Origin of the sequence: Methylobacterium brachiatum, assembly GCF_020523825.1 — a bacterium.
Classification (GTDB): Bacteria; Pseudomonadota; Alphaproteobacteria; order Rhizobiales; family Beijerinckiaceae; genus Methylobacterium; species Methylobacterium brachiatum.
Genome location: NZ_JAJALK010000001.1, coordinates 477,199 through 495,253 on the forward strand (window position 1 = coordinate 477,199; position 18,055 = coordinate 495,253).

Annotated in this window: 19 protein-coding genes; all 19 read left to right on the forward strand. The window is 69.3% G+C overall.

What is annotated here, in order from left to right; translation table 11 throughout:
* The first annotated feature begins 131 nt into the window (after nt 1-131).
* The 19 genes from LGR69_RS02300 (at nt 132) to plsY (ending at nt 18,052) form a co-directional block, all read left to right on the forward strand.
* Nucleotides 132-1,433, forward strand: a complete 1,302-nt coding sequence (locus LGR69_RS02300) for an SLC13 family permease (protein WP_230365050.1) — start codon at nt 132-134, stop codon at nt 1,431-1,433.
* A 132-nt stretch (nt 1,434-1,565) separates the two neighbouring features.
* Complete coding sequence (sdhC, locus tag LGR69_RS02305; RefSeq protein WP_091857641.1) at nt 1,566-1,967, forward strand: succinate dehydrogenase, cytochrome b556 subunit; 402 nt, start codon at nt 1,566-1,568, stop codon at nt 1,965-1,967.
* A 10-nt stretch (nt 1,968-1,977) separates the two neighbouring features.
* Nucleotides 1,978-2,397: a succinate dehydrogenase, hydrophobic membrane anchor protein gene (gene sdhD, locus LGR69_RS02310; protein ID WP_230365051.1), complete on the forward strand. Its 420-nt coding sequence runs from the start codon at nt 1,978-1,980 to the stop codon at nt 2,395-2,397.
* A gap of 32 nt (nt 2,398-2,429) precedes the next feature.
* Nucleotides 2,430-4,247: a succinate dehydrogenase flavoprotein subunit gene (gene sdhA, locus LGR69_RS02315; RefSeq protein WP_007564304.1), complete on the forward strand. Its 1,818-nt coding sequence runs from the start codon at nt 2,430-2,432 to the stop codon at nt 4,245-4,247.
* A 93-nt stretch (nt 4,248-4,340) separates the two neighbouring features.
* Nucleotides 4,341-5,165, forward strand: coding sequence for a succinate dehydrogenase iron-sulfur subunit (locus LGR69_RS02320; protein WP_007564306.1), 825 nt, complete (start codon nt 4,341-4,343; stop codon nt 5,163-5,165).
* Nucleotides 5,166-5,330: 165 nt separating this feature from the next.
* On the forward strand, nt 5,331-5,912 hold the full coding sequence (locus tag LGR69_RS02325) for an AprI/Inh family metalloprotease inhibitor (RefSeq protein WP_091857644.1): 582 nt from the start codon (nt 5,331-5,333) through the stop codon (nt 5,910-5,912).
* 163 nt (nt 5,913-6,075) lie between these two features.
* Complete coding sequence (locus LGR69_RS02330) at nt 6,076-7,941, forward strand: ABC transporter ATP-binding protein (protein ID WP_230365052.1); 1,866 nt, start codon at nt 6,076-6,078, stop codon at nt 7,939-7,941.
* Nucleotides 7,942-8,144: 203 nt separating this feature from the next.
* Complete coding sequence (gene petA / locus LGR69_RS02335) at nt 8,145-8,738, forward strand: ubiquinol-cytochrome c reductase iron-sulfur subunit (protein ID WP_268868316.1); 594 nt, start codon at nt 8,145-8,147, stop codon at nt 8,736-8,738.
* Between the two features lie 13 nt (nt 8,739-8,751).
* Complete coding sequence (locus tag LGR69_RS02340; RefSeq protein ID WP_091857651.1) at nt 8,752-10,038, forward strand: cytochrome b; 1,287 nt, start codon at nt 8,752-8,754, stop codon at nt 10,036-10,038.
* Nucleotides 10,039-10,059: 21 nt separating this feature from the next.
* The gene (locus LGR69_RS02345) at nt 10,060-10,968 is read left to right on the forward strand and encodes a cytochrome c1 (RefSeq protein WP_370881351.1); all 909 of its coding nucleotides are present in this window, start codon (nt 10,060-10,062) and stop codon (nt 10,966-10,968) included.
* Nucleotides 10,969-11,266: 298 nt separating this feature from the next.
* A complete protein-coding gene (locus LGR69_RS02350; RefSeq protein WP_230365053.1) occupies nt 11,267-12,142 on the forward strand; it encodes an S-methyl-5'-thioadenosine phosphorylase in 876 nt (291 codons plus the stop codon).
* 88 nt (nt 12,143-12,230) lie between these two features.
* Nucleotides 12,231-12,818, forward strand: coding sequence for an imidazoleglycerol-phosphate dehydratase HisB (gene hisB, locus LGR69_RS02355; RefSeq protein ID WP_122160647.1), 588 nt, complete (start codon nt 12,231-12,233; stop codon nt 12,816-12,818).
* Nucleotides 12,819-12,894: 76 nt separating this feature from the next.
* On the forward strand, nt 12,895-13,374 hold the full coding sequence (locus LGR69_RS02360; protein ID WP_425375051.1) for a DUF2628 domain-containing protein: 480 nt from the start codon (nt 12,895-12,897) through the stop codon (nt 13,372-13,374).
* A gap of 19 nt (nt 13,375-13,393) precedes the next feature.
* Nucleotides 13,394-14,053 (forward strand): imidazole glycerol phosphate synthase subunit HisH, encoded by a 660-nt coding sequence (gene hisH, locus LGR69_RS02365; protein ID WP_007564323.1) that lies wholly within the window; start codon nt 13,394-13,396, stop codon nt 14,051-14,053.
* A gap of 37 nt (nt 14,054-14,090) precedes the next feature.
* Nucleotides 14,091-14,834: a 1-(5-phosphoribosyl)-5-[(5-phosphoribosylamino)methylideneamino]imidazole-4-carboxamide isomerase gene (gene hisA, locus LGR69_RS02370; RefSeq protein WP_230365054.1), complete on the forward strand. Its 744-nt coding sequence runs from the start codon at nt 14,091-14,093 to the stop codon at nt 14,832-14,834.
* Between the two features lie 40 nt (nt 14,835-14,874).
* Nucleotides 14,875-15,324 (forward strand): DUF29 domain-containing protein, encoded by a 450-nt coding sequence (locus LGR69_RS02375; RefSeq protein WP_230365055.1) that lies wholly within the window; start codon nt 14,875-14,877, stop codon nt 15,322-15,324.
* An 18-nt stretch (nt 15,325-15,342) separates the two neighbouring features.
* Nucleotides 15,343-16,146 (forward strand): imidazole glycerol phosphate synthase subunit HisF, encoded by an 804-nt coding sequence (gene hisF / locus LGR69_RS02380; RefSeq protein ID WP_007564329.1) that lies wholly within the window; start codon nt 15,343-15,345, stop codon nt 16,144-16,146.
* Nucleotides 16,143-17,447 (forward strand): dihydroorotase, encoded by a 1,305-nt coding sequence (locus LGR69_RS02385; protein ID WP_230365056.1) that lies wholly within the window; start codon nt 16,143-16,145, stop codon nt 17,445-17,447. The genes hisF and LGR69_RS02385 overlap by 4 nt, the downstream gene beginning before the upstream one ends.
* Nucleotides 17,447-18,052: a glycerol-3-phosphate 1-O-acyltransferase PlsY gene (gene plsY, locus LGR69_RS02390; protein WP_230365057.1), complete on the forward strand. Its 606-nt coding sequence runs from the start codon at nt 17,447-17,449 to the stop codon at nt 18,050-18,052. The genes LGR69_RS02385 and plsY overlap by 1 nt, the downstream gene beginning before the upstream one ends.
* Nucleotides 18,053-18,055 lie beyond the last annotated feature (3 nt).

Below are 18,055 nucleotides of genomic sequence, written 5' to 3' on the forward strand. Positions count from 1 at the left end.
TTCCATGTCCGCTCAGGTCTCCGGACCCGTCAGCCTTCGTCTGGGGCGAAGGCTGCGTCGTGGAGTCCCGAATTGCGAACCATTCCAAACCGGCCCATGCCTGCGGCCGCACGTGGAGCCGGGGGGCGTGGATGAGCGGGGCGGCGACTATTCCGGCGACGGCGGCTTTGCTGGTCCTATGCATGGGTCTGTGGGCGACCGCGCTTCTGCCCGAGATCGTCACCGCGCTGGCCTTCTTCGGGCTGGCGATGCTGCTGCGTCTCGGCAGCGCCGCGACGGTGTTCTCCGGCTTCTCGGCCGCAGCCTTCTGGCTGGTCCTGTCCGGTATGGTGGTGGGTCAGGGCATGACCCGCACCGGCCTCGGCGCCCGGATGGCCCGGGCGCTGGCCGGGCGCCTCTCCGGTTCCTACGCGTACTTCATCGCCGGTCTGGTGACCTTGAGCTTCCTCATCGCCTTCGTAATGCCGTCCAATCTCGGCCGGATCGCCCTGATGATCCCGGTGACGCTGGCGCTCTGCGACGGGTTCGGGCTGGTGCCCGGCCGGCCGGGGCGGACCGGCGCCGTCCTGGCGGTGGGCGTGGCGACCCCGATCCTGTCGGCGGCGATCCTGCCGGCCAACGTGCCGAACCTCGTGATGGCCGGCTCGGCCGAGCAGGTGCTGGGCTTGCACCTCTCCTACCTGTCCTATCTCCTCCTGCACGCGCCGGTCCTGGCCCTGGTCAAGGGCGTGATGCTGGTGGTGCTGATCGTGCGGCTGTTCCCCGATCGCCTCAGCCACGGCGCCCAGGCCCTTCCCGTGCTGCCGCCCGTCTCCCCGGCGGAGCGGCGCCTGGCGGTGATCCTGGCCTGCACCCTGGCCCTCTGGGTCACCGACAGCCTGCACGGCCTCGCCCCGGCCTGGGTCGGGCTCGCGGCCGCCGTGATCTGCCTGCTGCCGCGGATCGGGGTCCTGCCGCCCGAGTCGTTCCAGCAGGTGAACCTGCGGACCTGCTTCTATATCGCGGGGCTGCTCGGCTTGGTCGCGCTGGTCAACGAGACCGGGCTCGGGGCGCGGTTGGGCCATGGGCTGCTTGCGGTAGCGCCGCTCACTCCCGATGCGCCGACCCAGAACTTCGCGGTGCTGACCGGCATCAGCACCCTCATGACGCTGCTGGTCACCGCCAACGGCGCGCCGGCCCTCTACACGGCGCTGGCGGGAGAGATGGTTCAGGCCAGCGGTCTCTCAGCGCTCGCCGTCGTGTCGATCCAGGTGATCGGCTACGCGACCCTGTTCTTCCCCTACCAGGCCCCACCCATCGTCTTCGCCAGCGAGCTCGGCGGCGTGCGCCTGCGGGACGCCACCCGACTCACCCTGGCCTTCGGCCTGGCCTCGCTCCTGGTCGCCGCCCCCCTCGATTACGCCTGGTGGCGTCTGCTGGGGCAACTCAAGTGACAGATCCGCCGCTCTATCAACACGCCCTCTGCATTGCGCCGCAGCATGACACATTGCGGCTTGCCGCCGGAGGCACTAGCGCTACCACCAGATTAGAGACGGTCCAGTTCGCAGCTGCGAGGCTTCAACCCAATGGCACCCACCGCGCGCCCGACAGTGGCACAGCCGCTTTCACCGCATCTCCAGATCTATCGCTGGACCTGGACGATGGCGATGTCGGTGTTTCACCGTATTACCGGCACCGCGCTCTATGGCGGGACTGCGCTGGTGGCGATCTGGCTCGTCGCGCTTGCATCCGGGCCGGTCGCCTATTCCTACGTGGCCGGCTTCTTCGGCTCGATCGTCGGCCGGCTGATCTTGTTCGCCTACACCTGGGTGCTGATGCACCACATGCTCGGCGGGCTGCGCCACCTGGTCTGGGACACCGGCGTCGGGTTCGACCGGGAGAAGCGCCTGAGCATGGCGCGCCTGACGCTGATCGGATCCGTCGCGCTCACCATCGTCATCTGGGCGGTCGCCCTTCTGGTCCGCTGAGGAGGCCGGCATGGCTAAGGAAGAAATCCGCCAGGACACCCGCGTTTCCATCCGCACCCCGCGCGCCCGCGTTCGCGGCCTCGGCGTCGCCCATCACGGCGCCGGCCATTGGTGGCAGCAGCGGGTGACTGCCGCGGCGAACATCGTCCTGATGCTGGCCTTCGTGGTGATCGTCGCCAGCATGGCCGGCCGGGGCTACGTCGAAGCGACGCACCTGATTGCCAAGCCCCTGGTCTCGATCATCCTGATCCTGGCGCTGCTGTCGGTGACCATCCACATGCGGATCGGCATGCAGGTGGTCATCGAGGATTACGTGCACGGCCAAGGCACGAAGATCGCCGCGGTGTTCGCCAACAATGCCTACGCGGTCCTGGTGGCCGTGGCCTGCCTCTACGCGGTCCTGCGCATCGGCTTCGGACAGCCGGCCTGAACCCCGCCATCACGCATTTCGAGGAGCCGACCATGGCCGCCAACGGCACAAACGGCAGCGGGCCTGCCTACACCATTCACGATCACGCCTTCGACGTGGTGATCGTCGGCGCGGGCGGCGCGGGCCTGCGCGCCACCGTCGGCTGCTCCGAGGCCGGCCTGCGCACCGCCTGCATCACCAAGGTGTTCCCGACCCGCTCGCACACCGTGGCGGCGCAGGGCGGCATCTCGGCCTCGCTCGGCAATATGGGCCCGGACGATTGGCGCTGGCACATGTACGACACCGTCAAGGGGTCGGACTGGCTCGGCGACCAGGACGCGATCGAGTACCTCGTCCGCAACGCGCCGGCCGCCGTCTACGAGCTCGAGCATTGGGGCGTGCCCTTCTCGCGCACGGAAGAGGGCAAGATCTACCAGCGCCCGTTCGGCGGCATGACCACCGATTACGGCAAGGGCACCGCCCAGCGGACCTGCGCGGCGGCCGACCGGACCGGCCACGCCATGCTCCACACCCTCTACGGGCAGGCGGTGAAGAACCAGACCGACTTCTTCATCGAGTATTTCGCCCTCGACCTGATCATGGACGAGGAGGGCCGCTGCCGCGGCGTCATCGCCCTCGACCAGGCCACCGGCGAGATCCACCGGTTCCGCGCCCAGCAGACCATCCTGGCCACGGGCGGCTACGGCCGCGCCTACTTCTCGGCGACCTCGGCCCATACCTGCACGGGTGACGGCAACGCCATGGTGCTGCGCGCCGGGCTGCCGCTCCAGGACATGGAGTTCGTGCAGTTCCACCCGACCGGCATCTACGGCGCCGGCTGCCTGATCACCGAGGGCTCGCGCGGCGAGGGCGGCTACCTGACCAATTCCGAGGGCGAGCGCTTCATGGAGCGCTACGCCCCGTCGGCCAAGGACCTCGCCTCGCGCGACGTGGTCTCGCGCTCCATGACCATGGAGATCCGCGACGGCCGCGGCGTCGGCAAGAACAAGGACCACATCTACCTGCACCTGGACCACCTCGACCCGAAGATCCTGCACGAGCGCCTGCCGGGCATCTCGGAGAGCGCGAAGATCTTCGCGGGCGTCGACGTGACCAAGGAGCCGATCCCGGTCATCCCGACCGTGCACTACAATATGGGCGGCATCCCCACGAACTATCACGGCGAGGTGCTCACCCTCCGCGACGGTAACCCCGACACGGTGGTGCCGGGCCTGATGGCGATCGGCGAGGCGGCCTGCGTCTCGGTCCACGGGGCCAACCGCCTCGGCTCCAACTCCCTGATCGACCTCGTGGTGTTCGGCCGCGCCGCCGGCAAGCGCTGCGCCGAGATCGTCGAGCCGAACGGCCGGGCCCAGGAACTGCCCAAGGGCGCCACCGACAAGGCGCTCGAGCGCCTGGACCGCTTCCGTCACGCCAACGGCTCGACGCCGACCGCCGAGCTGCGCGCCGAGATGCAGAAGACGATGCAGAACAACTGCGCCGTGTTCCGCACCGGCGAGGTTCTGGAGGAGGGCAAGGGCCTGATCCACAAGGTCTGGAACGCCGCCGCCGACGTGAAGATCACCGACCGGTCCATGATCTGGAACACCGACCTCCTGGAGACCCTGGAGTTCGACAACCTGATCGGCCAGGCGGTGGTGACGATGGAATCGGCCGCCAACCGCAAGGAATCCCGCGGCGCCCATGCCCGCGAGGATTTCCCTGATCGCGACGACAAGGAGTGGATGAAGCACACCCTCTCCTGGCTCGATGAGGGCCGGCACCAGGTCAACATCGATTACCGGCCGGTGCACACCTACACGATGTCGAACGAGATCCAGTACATCGAGCCGAAGGCGCGCGTGTACTGAGGCCAACCATCACGATGCACGTGCCGATGCGCGGCGCGTGCATCCCCTCAGACCGGTTTCCGGTTCTGACCGATATTGCCGGATATAATCGCAATGGCCCAGTTCAACCTTCCGAAGAACTCCCAGATCACGCAGGGCCGCACCTGGGCGCCGCCGCCCGGCGCCAAGAACCTGCAGACCTTCAAGATCTACCGCTGGAACCCGGATGACGGGGCCAACCCGCGGATCGATACCTATCAGGTCGATCGCGACGATTGCGGCCCGATGGTGCTCGACGCGCTGCTGTGGATCAAGAACAAGGTCGACTCGACCCTGGTCTTCCGCCGCTCCTGCCGCGAGGGCATCTGCGGCTCCTGCGCCATGAACATCGAGGGCCAGAACGCGCTGGCCTGCACGATGGGCATCGACGAGTGCAAGAGCCCGGACAACGCCCTGCCGGTGATGACCCGCAAGGACAAGGACGGCGCGGTCCGGATCTACCCGTTGCCGCACATGCCGGTGCTGAAGGATCTGGTCCCCGACCTGACCAACTTCTACGCCCAGCACGCCGCGATCGAGCCCTGGCTGCAGACCGAGACGCCCGCCCCCGAGAAGGAGTGGCGCCAGACCCCCGAGGATCGGTCGAAGCTCGACGGCCTGTACGAGTGCATCCTGTGCGCGTGCTGCAGCACGTCCTGCCCGAGCTACTGGTGGAACGGCGACAAGTTCCTCGGCCCGGCGGCCCTGCTGCAGGCTTATCGCTGGCTGATCGATTCGCGCGACGAGAATACCGGCGACCGGCTCGATGCCCTGCACGATCCGTTCCGGCTCTACCGCTGCCACACGATCATGAACTGCGCCAACACCTGCCCCAAGAGCCTGAACCCGGCCAAAGCCATCGCCGAGATCAAGAAGATGATGGTCGAGCGGGTGGTCTGACCGCATACCGGTGAGGCGCCCCGGCCACACCGGGGCGAAAAGGCCGCTCCTCCGCAGCGGAGTCGGGGGCGGCCCAGGCGGCCGCCTTGCGGTCAGCGCATTTGGCACGGAGTCAGGGGTGAAGCGCCATCGCGCGCGACCCCAAGCCTGATCCGAAGTGGTCCGATGCTGCGCCCGAGCCTGCCGATCTTCGCTGCCCTCTGCCTGAGCGCCACCCTGGGCGCCTGTGCGACGACCCGTCTGGAGAGCCCGAGGGGCCGGGCGCCGTCTCAGGCGTCCCTGGATGCCGTGCAGGCGGTCCCGTCGGGGACCGTGACGGCGGCGCCGCTCGCGCCCCCGCCCGGTGCGAGCGCGAGCCCCGACGCGCCGCCCCCGCCCGGCGCCCAGGCGAATGCTGCGCCGAACGGGCCGACGGTGATCGCTGAGCCGGTGGCGCCCCCCGCGCCGCCGCCGCCGGTGGTCACGAGCGGCCGCGCCTCGGTGGTCGGCAGCTGGGATGCCAAGGACGCCACGGGCGCGAGCTGCAAGGTCACCCTGTCCAGCGCGCCGGCCCTCGACCTCTACAAGGCCTCGGCCTCCGGCTGTCCCAACAAGGACCTGGCACGGGTCTCGGCCTGGGACTTCCGCGACGGCGAGGTCTATCTCTACCAGCCGGGCGGCACCGTCGCGGCGCGTCTGCGCCAGGGCAACGGCGCACTCGAGGGGGCGCTGACCAAATCGGGCGCCACGCTCGCTCTGGCGCGCTGAGCCGGACGGCGCGGCCACGCACGTGGAGAGGGATCGGCCGCGACGGGCCGGTCCTGCATAAGGAATATGGTCTGGATTTCCGGCGCCGCGACGACCGCGCGCGCTTGGCGGCCAGCGCACCGCCCTTACATCAGGGCTTCCCACAGCGGTGCGCCCCAAAAATATGTTTTTGAATTGGCTTGAGCGCCGGGTCGATCCGTTCGCGCCCTTCGACGAGACGCGAACCCCGCCGCAGACGGTCCTGGGTTTCGCCGGCTTCTACCTGCGCCCGATTCGGGCGGCCCTGGCGGCCCTGTTCGTCATCGCGGTGGTGGCCGGGACGGTCGAGGCCTCGCTCTACCTGGTGATGCGCTGGTTCATCGACCTGCTCGCCACGGCCGACCGGGCCACCGTCCTGTCCGACCATGCGGTCGGGCTGGGCCTGGTATTCTTGCTGATCGCCCTGGTCCGGCCGCTCTCGATCTGGCTGCACGAGGTGCTGTCCAACCAGCTGATCGTGCCGCAATCGACCAGCCAGATCCGCTGGCGGGCGCATCTCTATACCCTGGGGCACGCGCTCTCGTATTTCCAGGGCGACTTCTCCGGCCGCCTCGCCAACCGCGTCGTGCAAGTCGGCCCGGCGGTGCGGGAGTTGGCGGTCGTGTTCATCGACACACTGCTCTACGTGGCGATCTACGCCGTGACGGCGGTCGGCCTGTTCGGCTCGATCTCGCCCTGGCTCGCCCTTCCGGTGCTCATCTGGATCGCCGCCTACGCTGCGCTCACCACTTGGTTCGTGCCCCGGGCCCGCGCCCGCTCGCACAAGACCGCCGACACCCGATCGGTGCTGATCGGCCGGATCGTCGACAGCTACACCAACATCCTGACGGTCAAGCTCTTCGCCCGTGACCGCGAGGAACGGGCCACGGTGCGCGACGCGGTCGAGGTCCATACCGACGCCTACCTGTACCAGTTCCGGCTGGTGACCCTGACCACCAGCCTGCTCGGCCTGCTGAACAGCACGCTGCTGATCGCCACCGGCGCGGCCTGCCTGATTCTCTGGCGCGAGGGCGGCATGACCACCGGCGAGGCCTCGGCCGGGCTGGCCCTGATCCTGCGGCTCATCGCCATGTCGGGCTGGGTGATGCAGACGGTCCGCGGCGTGTTCGAGAATGTCGGGGTGATCCAGGAGAGCATGCAGACCATGGCGCGGCCCCACGCGCTGGTGGACGCCCCGGAGGCCCGGGACCTCGTCGTGAAGGGCGGCGAGATCCGGTTCGAGAATGTCGGATTCCATTACGGCCGCGGCGACGCCACCGTGATCGAGGATTTCAGCCTGACGATCCGACCCGGCGAGAAGGTCGGGCTGGTCGGGGTCAGCGGTGCGGGCAAGTCCACCCTGGCGAGCCTGCTGCTGCGCCTCTACGAGGTCGAGAGCGGGCGTATCCTGGTGGACGGCCAGGACATTGCCACCGTGACGCAGCAATCCCTGCGCGAGGCCATCGCCATGGTCAGCCAGGACACGTCGCTGCTGCACCGCTCGATCCGCGAGAATATCGCCTACGGCCGTCCGGGCGCCACGCAGGAGCAGATCGAGCGCGCGGCGAAACTGGCCCATGCCGACCGGTTCATCGCCGATCTCATCGATCACAAGGGCCGCCGGGGTTACGACGCCCAGGTCGGCGAGCGCGGGGTCAAGCTCTCCGGCGGCCAGCGCCAGCGCATCGCCATCGCCCGCGTGATGCTGAAGGACGCACCGATTCTGATTCTCGACGAGGCGACCTCGGCCCTCGACAGCGAGGTCGAGGCGGCGATCCAGGACTCGCTCGACACGCTGATGGCCGGCAAGACCGTGGTGGCGATCGCCCACCGCCTGTCCACCATCGCGGCGCTTGACCGCCTCGTGGTGATCGACCGCGGCCGTATCGTCGAGGAGGGCACCCATGCCGAGCTGGTCGCCCGCGGCGGCGTCTATGCCGGGCTCTGGGCCCGCCAGTCGGGCGGCTTCCTGGACGGCGGAGCGGCGCAGTTCGACGACGCCGTGGCGTAGCGATGCGGCCGAGCTGGCATTCGGCAACATATGACAACGATCGTGACCTAACCGCCTCGCGAGGCCCTCTCTGGCAGCTTGACTTGGGGGTGGCACACGGTCTCATTGCTCAGATTAGAACGATAATGCTTTGATCGCGGCCCGGCCGGGAAATCAGGGCAGGGCACCTGCGGCCCTCACGCCAACGCACGGAGTTCCGAATCTTGGCGACCACCTCCGCCACTGCTCCCGCGACCCGGGATGGCAGCGCCCGAACGGACGGCCCCCACGAGGGCAGCCGCCGTGATTTCCTGTTCCTCGCCACCGGGGCCGGACTCGCGGTCGGGGCAGCCGCTACGGTCTGGCCGCTGATCTCGTCCATGGCGCCCGATGCCGAGACGATCGCGGCCGGCGCGCCGATCGATGTCGATCTGACACCGATCCAGGACGGCCAGATCATCAACGTGTTCTGGCGCGGCAAGCTGATCTTCGTGCGCAAGCTCACGGCCAAGGAGGTGACCGACATGCAGGCGGTCCCGCTCACGGCCATGATCGACCCCGCGCCCTTCCCGACGCGGGTCAAGAGCGGCCACGACCAGTGGCTGGTCGTCTACGGCAACTGCACGCATCTCGGCTGCGTGCCGATCGGCCACCAGGGCAATTTCGAGGGCTGGGCCTGCCCCTGCCACGGCTCGCAGTTCGACGCCGTCGGGCGCGTCCGCCACGGACCGGCACCGATCAACCTGCCGATCCCGCCCTACGCCTTCGAGACGGATACCAAGATCCGGATCGGCGAGGGTGGCAAGGAAGCGGCGTGAGAAGGACGCGGACATGAGCGGAACTGCCAGCACCTACGTCCCGAAGAGCCGCGTCGCCAAGTGGTTCGAGGCCCGGCTGCCGATCGCCGGGCTCGTGCACTCGTCCTTCATCGCCTATCCCGTCCCGCGAAACCTCAATTACTTCTGGACCTTCGGGGCCATCCTGGCCGCCTTCCTGGGGATCCAGATCGTCACCGGCGTCTGGCTGGCGATGCACTACGAGCCTTCGGCGACGGGCGCGTTCAATTCCGTCGAAAAGATCATGCGCGACGTCAATTACGGCTGGCTGCTGCGCTACGCGCACGCCAACGGCGCATCGATGTTCTTCGTCGCCGTCTATCTGCACATGTTCCGGGCGCTGTATTACGGGTCGTACAAGGCCCCGCGCGAGGTGCTCTACATCCTCGGCGTGATCATTTACCTCCTGATGATGGCCACGGCCTTCCTCGGCTACACGCTGCCCTGGGGTCAGATGAGCTTCTGGGGCGCCACGGTCATCACCAACATCCTGGCGGCGATCCCGGTGGTGGGCGACACCATCCAGACGCTGCTCTGGGGCGGATACTCGGTGGGCAATCCGACCGTGAACCGCTTCTTCTCGCTGCACTACCTGCTGCCCTGGATGATAGCCGGCGTGGTCGTGCTGCACGTCTGGGCCCTGCACGTCACCGGCCAGAACAACCCGGCCGGCATCCCGATCAAGTCGGGCAAGGACGCGGTGCCGTTCACGCCCTACGCGACCATCAAGGACGTGTTCGCGACCTGCGTGTTCATGATCCTGTTCGCCTGGTTCCTGTTCTACCAGCCGAACTACCTGGGCCATGCCGACAACTACATCGCGGCCAACCCCGCGGTGACGCCGGCGCACATCGTCCCCGAATGGTACTTCCTGCCGTTCTACGCGATCCTGCGCGCGGTCCCGAGCAAGCTCGGCGGCGTGATCCTGATGTTCTCGGCGGTGCTCATCCTGGCCTTCGCGCCGTGGCTGGATACGTCGCGGGTTCGGTCCTGCAACTACCGGCCGATCTACCGGCAGTTCTTCTGGGTGTTCATCGGTGCGACGCTGCTGCTCGGGTGGCTCGGCTCGCAGCCGCCGGAGGGGGGCTATGTCCTCGCCGCGCAGGTCTGCACGGCCTACTACTTCGCGCACTTCCTGATCGTGATGCCCCTCTGCGGCCTGTTCGAGACGCCGAAGGCGCTCCCCGGGTCGATCCTGGAGAGCGTCACGGGGCCGGGCAAACAGGTGAGTGGATCGGGTATGCCGGCGGGCGCCGCCGCCGCTCCGACCACCAAAGGCTGACGGGCTGACGACGGAACCATGATGATGACCCGCGTCCTCTCGACCACCGCCGCCGTCGCTCTCGCGGCGCTCCTGTTCGGCGCCGCGCCGGCCTCCGCGGAGGACGGGCATGGCGGCCCGATCCCGGGCCGCGTGAACTGGAGCTTCGCCGGCACGTTCGGCCGGTTCGACACTGCGCAGTTGCAGCGCGGCTTCCAGGTCTACAAAGAAGTCTGCTCCTCCTGCCATTCGATGAAGCTGGTCGCCTTCCGCAATCTCGCCCAGGAAGGCGGCCCGCATTTCTCCGCCGCGCAGGTCAAGGCCCTGGCCGCGACCTATCAGGTGAAGGACGGTCCGAACGATGCCGGCGAGATGTTCGACCGGCCCGGCCGGCCGGCCGACACGTTCCCGCCGCCCTTCCCGAACGACCAGGCCGCGGCGGCTGCCAACGGCGGCAAGGCGCCGCCCGATTTCTCGGTGATCGCCAAGGCGCGGACCTATTCCCGCGGCTCGCTCTACTTCCTGACCGACTGGCTGCCGTTCGTCGGCTATTCCGAGCACGGGCCCGACTACATCCATGCCCTGCTCAACGGCTACGAGGAGCCGCCGAAGGACTTCTCCGTTCCCGATGGCGGCCACTACAACAAGTACTATCCCGGCCACATCATCGCGATGCCGCCGCCGATCACGGACGGGCAGGTCACCTACGCCAAGGGCGAGGACGGCCAGCCCGTGGTCCCCGAGACCGTGGACCAGTACGGCAAGGACGTCTCGGCCTTCCTGATGTGGGCGGCCGAGCCGCACATGATGGACCGTAAGGCCCTGGGCTTCCGGGTCATCCTGTTCCTGATCGTCATGTCGGGGCTGCTCTACTACGTGAAGAAGAAGATCTGGGCCGATGTCGGCGGCGAGGTCCACGGCCTCCAGCCGGAGCTGCACAAGACCTTCTGAGCCGGCTCCGCACCGACTTTGCCGGATGGGCCTCCTTCGGGGGGCCCATCTTTTTTGGGCGGGGGCTGCGTGCTACCGCTCGGCGAGCGCGGCCGTCCGTCTTCCGGCGGGGCGGATCCCTTCCACCCCCTCATCCTGAGGTGCCCGCGCCGGCGAGCCTCGAAGGACGGGTCCAGGGATCGCTTCGCGTTATGGAGGCTCCTTCGAGGCCTCCGCTTCGCCCCGGCACCTCAGGATGAGGTGGCGGATGGGACATCCGACGCCCCGGCGGCGGCGCCACGACATTAGGACAAGCGGCATGACGGCAGCGGTGCTCGGGGTGATGGGCGGGTCCGGCGTCTACGATCTGCCGGGGCTCGAGGACGTGCGCGAGGAACGCGTCGCCTCGCCCTGGGGTGAGCCCTCGGACGCCCTGCGCATCGGGCGGATCGGGAAAACCCGGATCGTGTTCCTGGCCCGCCATGGCCGGGGCCACCGGCTGTCGCCGTCCGGCATCAACTACCGCGCGAATATCGATGCGATGAAGCGCGCCGGCGTCACCGACCTCGTGGCGCTCTCGGCCTGCGGGTCGTTTCGCGAGGACTTACCGCCGGGCCTGTTCGTTCTGGTTGACCAGTTCGTCGACCGGACGCATGGGCGCGCCTCCTCGTTCTTCGGCGACGGCTGCGTCGCGCATGTCTCCGTCGCGCACCCGGTCGGCCCGGCGCTGCAGGCGCGGATCGCCACGGCCGCCAAGGCCGAGGACATCGCGGTCCATCGCGGCGGCACCTATGTCTGCATGGACGGGCCGCAATTCTCATCGCTCGCCGAATCCCGCGCCTACAAGGCGCAGGGCTTCGACGTGATCGGCATGACCAACATGCCCGAGGCCAAGCTCGCCCGCGAGGCCGAGATCACCTACGCCACGATCGCGATGGTCACCGACTACGATTGCTGGCACCCCGGCCACGATGCCGTGGACGTCGCCGCGGTGATCGCGGTCGCCCGGACCAACGCCGACAAGGCGGCCCGCTTGGTGGCGCGGCTCGCCCGCGACTTCCCGGCCGAGCGTGAGCCGTGCCCGGCGGGCTCGCACCGCGCCCTCGACGGCGCGATCATGACCGCGCCGACCGCCCGCGATCCGGCGCTGCTCGCCAAGCTCGACGCGGTGGCGGGGCGCGTGCTCCAGGGATAGGGCGGCTTCGCCCTTTCCATTCCGGACGAACTCACACTAGAACGCGCTCGCGGCCCCTGGCCGGCCCCGACGCAAAGTCCGAAACAAGATGCGCAGCGCCTCCATCAGCCGGAAGACCGCCGAGACCGATATCGCGGTCAGCGTCGGCCTCGACGGGACCGGGCAGTCGAAGATCGCCACCGGCATCGGCTTCCTCGACCATATGCTCGACCTGTTCGCCCGGCACGGCCTGTTCGACCTGGAGGTCAAGGTCGACGGCGACCTGCATATCGACCAGCACCACTCGGCCGAGGATTGCGGCATCGCGCTGGGCCAGGCCTTCGCCAAGGCGCTCGGCGACAAGCGCGGGGTGACGCGCTACGCCGACATCCACCTGCCGATGGACGAGGCGCTGACCCGGGTCTGCGTCGATATCTCGGGCCGGCCGTTCCTGGTGTTCCGCACAAGCTTCCGGGTCGAGAAGATCGGCCAGTTCGACACCGAGCTGGTGCGCGAGTGGTTCCAGGCCTTCGCGATGAATGCCGGGCTGACGCTGCACGTCGAGACCCTGTACGGCGACAACGCGCACCACATCGCCGAGAGCTGCTTCAAGGGGCTGGCCCGCGCCTTGCGGAAGGCGGTGGCGATCGACCCCCGCGAAGAGGGGCGCGTTCCCTCCACGAAGGGCTCCCTGTAGACCAAGGTTTCGTCGCGCTCCCGAATGGCCGTTCCGGCTGTCGGCGAACGCTCTCACCGGGAGTTCCGCGATGCGGATGCGCAGCTACACGCTCCACCTGCCGGCCGATGCGCGGCCGGGCGAATCCATCGGCCTGGAGCGGGCTCTGCTCGTGCGGGACGGATTCTCCTGGCCGGCCTTCGCGTTCAGCGTGCTCTGGTTCCTCTATCACCGCCTCTGGATCGCGGCGCTGGTCGTGCTCGCCGGCCTGATGGCGCTCGCCGGCCTCGGTCATGCCCTCGGGCTGCCCCCGGGTATCGCCACCCTCGTGACCCTGCTGGCTTCCTGGCTGATCGGCCTCGAGGCGTCGAGCCTGCGCCGCTGGACCCTGGCGCGCCGGGGCTGGCCGGCGCGGGACGCCGTCATGGCCGCCACCCCCGAGGAAGCCGAGGCCAAGGCGCTGGGCCGCTGGCTCGACGCCACCGCGCCGGCGCCCCGCCCGCCGTTCCCGGCCGGCCCGACCCGTCGCAGCGAGCCGGTGATCGGCCTGTTCCCCGCCCAGGAAATCGCCCGGTGAGTGGCAGGTCGAGACGCGCATGAGCACCGAGACGGTCGCGATCATCGATTACGGGTCGGGCAACCTCCATTCGGCCGCCAAGGCGTTCGAGCGCGCAGCCCGCGAGGCCGGGCGCGACGCGCGCATCCGCCTGACCTCCGACCCGGCCGTCGTGGCCGCCGCCGATCGCGTCGTGCTGCCGGGCGTCGGCGCCTACGCGGATTGCCGGCGCGGGCTCGATTCCGTCCCCGGCATGGTCGAGGCCATGACCGAGGTGGCGCAGGTCGCCGGCCGGCCGTTCCTCGGCATCTGCGTCGGCATGCAGCTGCTTGCGAGCCGCGGGCTGGAATACGAGACGACGCCCGGTCTCGGCTGGATTCCGGGCGATGTCGCGCCGATCCGCCCGTCCGACCCGGCGCTCAAGATCCCCCATATGGGCTGGAACACCCTGCGGATTGCGCGCGACCACGCGTTGCTCGCCGGCATTCCAACCGGCGAGGACGGGTTGCACGCCTATTTCGTGCACAGCTTCGCGCTGGCTGCGGAACGCCCGGAGGATGTCGTGGCCCAGGCCGATTACGGCGGTCCCGTCACCGCAATGGTCGCCCGCGGCAACGTCGCCGGCACACAGTTCCACCCCGAGAAGAGTCAGCGCCTCGGCCTGGCGCTCATCGCGAATTTTCTGACCTGGCGCCCCTGAACGCGCTCCGGATTCGGCGAGAAGGAAGACAGCACCCGTGATCCTGTACCCGGCGATCGACCTGAAGGAGGGACGCTGCGTCCGCCTCGTCCAGGGGGACATGGCGCAGGCCAAGATCTTCGGCGACGATCCGGCCGCGCAGGCCGCGACCTTCGAGGAGCAGGGCTTTCCCTGGCTCCACGTGGTCGATCTGGACGGCGCCTTCGCGGGCGCACCGCGCAACGCCGCCGCAGTGGACGCGATCCTGGCCCGGGTCGGCATCCCGGTGCAGCTCGGCGGCGGCATCCGCGAGATGAAGACGCTGGAGGGCTGGCTCGCCAAGGGCGTCGCCCGGGTGATCATCGGCACGGCGGCGGTGCGCGATCCCGCCTTCGTCCGCGAGGCGGCGCGCCTGCATCCCGGCAAGATCGCGGTAGGCATCGACGCCAAGGACGGGCGCGTGGCCGTCGAGGGCTGGGCGCAGACCTCCAGCATGACCGCCGAGGAGCTCGGCCGTCGCTTCGAGGATGCCGGCGTCGCGGCGATCATCTACACCGACATTGCCCGCGACGGCATCCTGAAGGGTCTCAACGTCGAGATGACTCTGGCGCTGGCCCAGGCCGTGCGCATCCCGGTGATCGCGTCGGGAGGCCTCGCCTCCATCGACGACGTGCACCGGCTGCTCCAGCCCGATTGCGCCCTCATCGCCGGCGCCATCACCGGACGGGCCCTCTATGACGGCCGCATCGACCCGCAGGCCGCGCTCGCCGCCATCGCGCGCGCGCGCGGCCCGTCGGCGTGATAGGTTTTTGTGATCGAAGGACCTCGACTCGGAGGCTGTGATGGCCTGCCGCGGAACGGCTTACCAAGACGACTTTTACATCTGGACACAGGAGCAGGGCGCCCGCCTGCGGGCGGGCGATGTCGCGGGGCTCGACTGCCCGAACCTCGCGGATGAGATCGAGAGCTTAGGCCGGACTCAGTTCGCGACCTTGGTCGATGCTCTGCGGGGATTACTCGTGACCATGCTGACGATCGATCGCCGCCCCGGTTTGCAGAACCGACGCGAGGCGATCGAGATCGCGATGCACCGGAATCACGTCTCCGACGAACTGCAAGACAGCCCGAGTCTCAGGAACCGGCTGAGCGACGCTGTCGAGCGGGCCTATCGCTCCGCCCGCCTCGAAGCCGCGGACGCCACAGGCTTGGCGTTGAGGCACTTCCCAGAAGCCTGCCCGTACACGTATCAGGACATCATGGATCGTCCGTTCGCGATCGATCCCGAATCCTGATCGGACCGCCGAGGGCTCGTGCTCAAAACCCGCATCATCCCCTGCCTCGACGTGAAGGACGGCCGCGTCGTGAAGGGCGTCCGCTTCGAGGGGCTGCGCGATGCCGGCGATCCGGTGGAGGCGGCGAAGGTCTACGACGCGGCCGGCGCCGACGAGCTCTGCTTCCTCGACATCACCGCGAGCCGCGAGGCCCGGGGCACGCTGCTCGATATCGTCAGCCGCACCGCCGAGGCCTGCTTCATGCCGCTCACCGTCGGCGGCGGCGTGCGCACTGTCGAGGACGTGCGCGCGCTGCTGCTCGCCGGCGCCGACAAGGTCGCGATCAACACCGCCGCAGTGAAGGACCCGGACCTCGTCGCCCGGGCGGCGGAAAAATTCGGCGCGCAGTGCATCGTGGTGGCGATCGACGCCAAGCGGGTCTCCGGTCCCGGCGAACCCGCCCGGTGGGAGATCTTCACCCATGGCGGCCGCGACCCGACCGGGATCGACGCCGTCGCCTTCGCCCGCCTGGTCGCCGAGAAGGGCGCCGGGGAGCTGCTGGTGACCTCCATGGACAAGGACGGCACCCGTTCCGGCTACGACCTGGCCCTCACGCGGGCGATCAGCGACGCCGTGACCGTGCCGGTCATCGCCTCGGGCGGGGTCGGCGGCCTCGACGACCTCGTGGCCGGGGTGGCTCAGGGCGGGGCGAGCGCCGTGCTCGCCGCATCGATCTTCCATTTCGGGCAGGCGAGCGTCGCCGAGGCGAAGGCCCATATGGCGGCCGCCGGCCTCGCGATGCGTCTCGACGGCCCGGCATCATCCGCGAGGGCGCCCCTGTGACCAGCATTCTTCTCGTCAACGCGACCCTCCTCGATCCGGCGACGGGGCGCGAGACGCGCGGTGCCGTGCTGGTGCAGGACGGCCGCATCGCCGACATCGCCGAGGGCGCCGCGCCCGGAGCCCCGGCGGACGCCGCCCGGATCGACTGCCGCGGAAGAATCCTGACCCCGGGCCTGATCGACATGCGCGCCTTCGTGGGCGAGCCGGGGGCCGAGCATCGCGAGACGCTGGCCTCGGCCAGTGCCGCGGCGGCGGCGGGCGGCGTCACGACCCTGGTCTGCATGCCCGACACCAACCCGGTGATCGACGGCCCGGCGATCGTCGATTTCGTGCTCCGCCGCGCGCGCGATACCGCCTGCGTCCATGTCCTGCCCGCCGCCGCGATCACCAAGGGCCTGGCCGGCAAGGAGATGACCGAGTTCGGCCTGCTTCAGGAGGCCGGCGCGGTGGCCTTCACGGACGGGCTGCACGCCGTGGCGAACGCCCAGGTGATGCGCCGCGCCCTGACCTACGCCCGGGATTTCGACGCCCTGCTGATGCAGCATGTCGAGGATGCCGACCTCGTCGCCGAGGGGGTGATGAACGAGGGCGAGCTGGCCTCGCGCCTCGGGCTGATGGGCATCCCCCGCGAGGCCGAGACCGTCATGCTGGAGCGCGACATCCGCCTCGTGCGGCTGACCGGCGCCCGCTACCACGCGGCGATGATCTCGACCGCCGATTCGGTGGAGATCGTGCGCCGGGCCAAGCAGGACGGGTTGCCGGTGACCTGCGGCGTCTCGGTCAACAACCTCGTGCTGAACGAAAACGATATCGGCCATTACCGAACCTTCTGCCGGCTCTCGCCGCCGCTCCGCGACGAGGCCGACCGGCATGCCATGGTCCGGGCGCTCGACGAGGGCGTGATCGACGTGGTCGTCTCCGACCACAATCCGCAGGATGTCGAGACCAAGCGCCTGCCCTTCGCGGAAGCCGCCGACGGCGCGCTCGGGATCGAGACCCTGCTCGGCGCGTCCCTGCGCCTCGTCCATACCGGCGACCTCGCGCTCAACAAGCTGATCGCGGCGCTGACCGTGAACCCGGCCCGGATCCTCGGGCGCGAGGCCGGACGCCTGGCGGTCGGCGCGCCTGCCGACCTCGTGCTGATCGATCCCGATCTGCCCTACGTGCTCGACAAGCGCCGGCTGAAGTCGCGCTCCAAGAACTCGCCCTTCGACGAGGCGCGGCTCCAGGGGGCCGCGGTGCTGACCCTGGTTTCCGGGCGGATCGTGCACGCGATCGACGATCTCGCGGCGGCGGCCTGATGCTGGCCGATCTCGCGACGCCGGCCGCCCTCGGTGGCCTGGCCCTCGGCTACGCCCTGGGCTCGATCCCGTTCGGGCTGATCTTCACGCGCGTCGCCGGTCTCGGCGACGTCCGGGCGATCGGCTCGGGCAATATCGGCGCGACCAACGTGCTGCGCACCGGTCGGAAGGGCCTCGCCGCCGCAACCCTGCTGGGCGACGCCCTGAAGGGGACGGCCGCCGTGCTGATCGCCCGTCAGCTGGGCGGCGAAGGCCCGGCGCTGGCCGCCGGGCTCGGGGCCTTCCTCGGCCATCTCTTCCCGGTCTGGCTCGGCTTCAAGGGCGGAAAGGGAGTCGCGACCTTCATCGGCGTGCTGCTGGCGTTCAGCCCCCCGGCTTTGGCCGCCTTCGCGGTGATCTGGCTCGGCCTCGCCTTCGCGCTGAAATACTCGTCGCTCGCCGCCCTGGCGGCCTCCGCGGCGACGCCGCTGGTGCTGTGGGCGCTCGACGCGCCGACGCAAGCTGTGCTGCTCCTGCTGCTCGGCGTGCTGTTATGGTGGAAGCACGCGCCCAACATCCGGCGACTCGCGGCCGGCACCGAGGGGCGCATCGGCCAGAAAGGCTGAGCG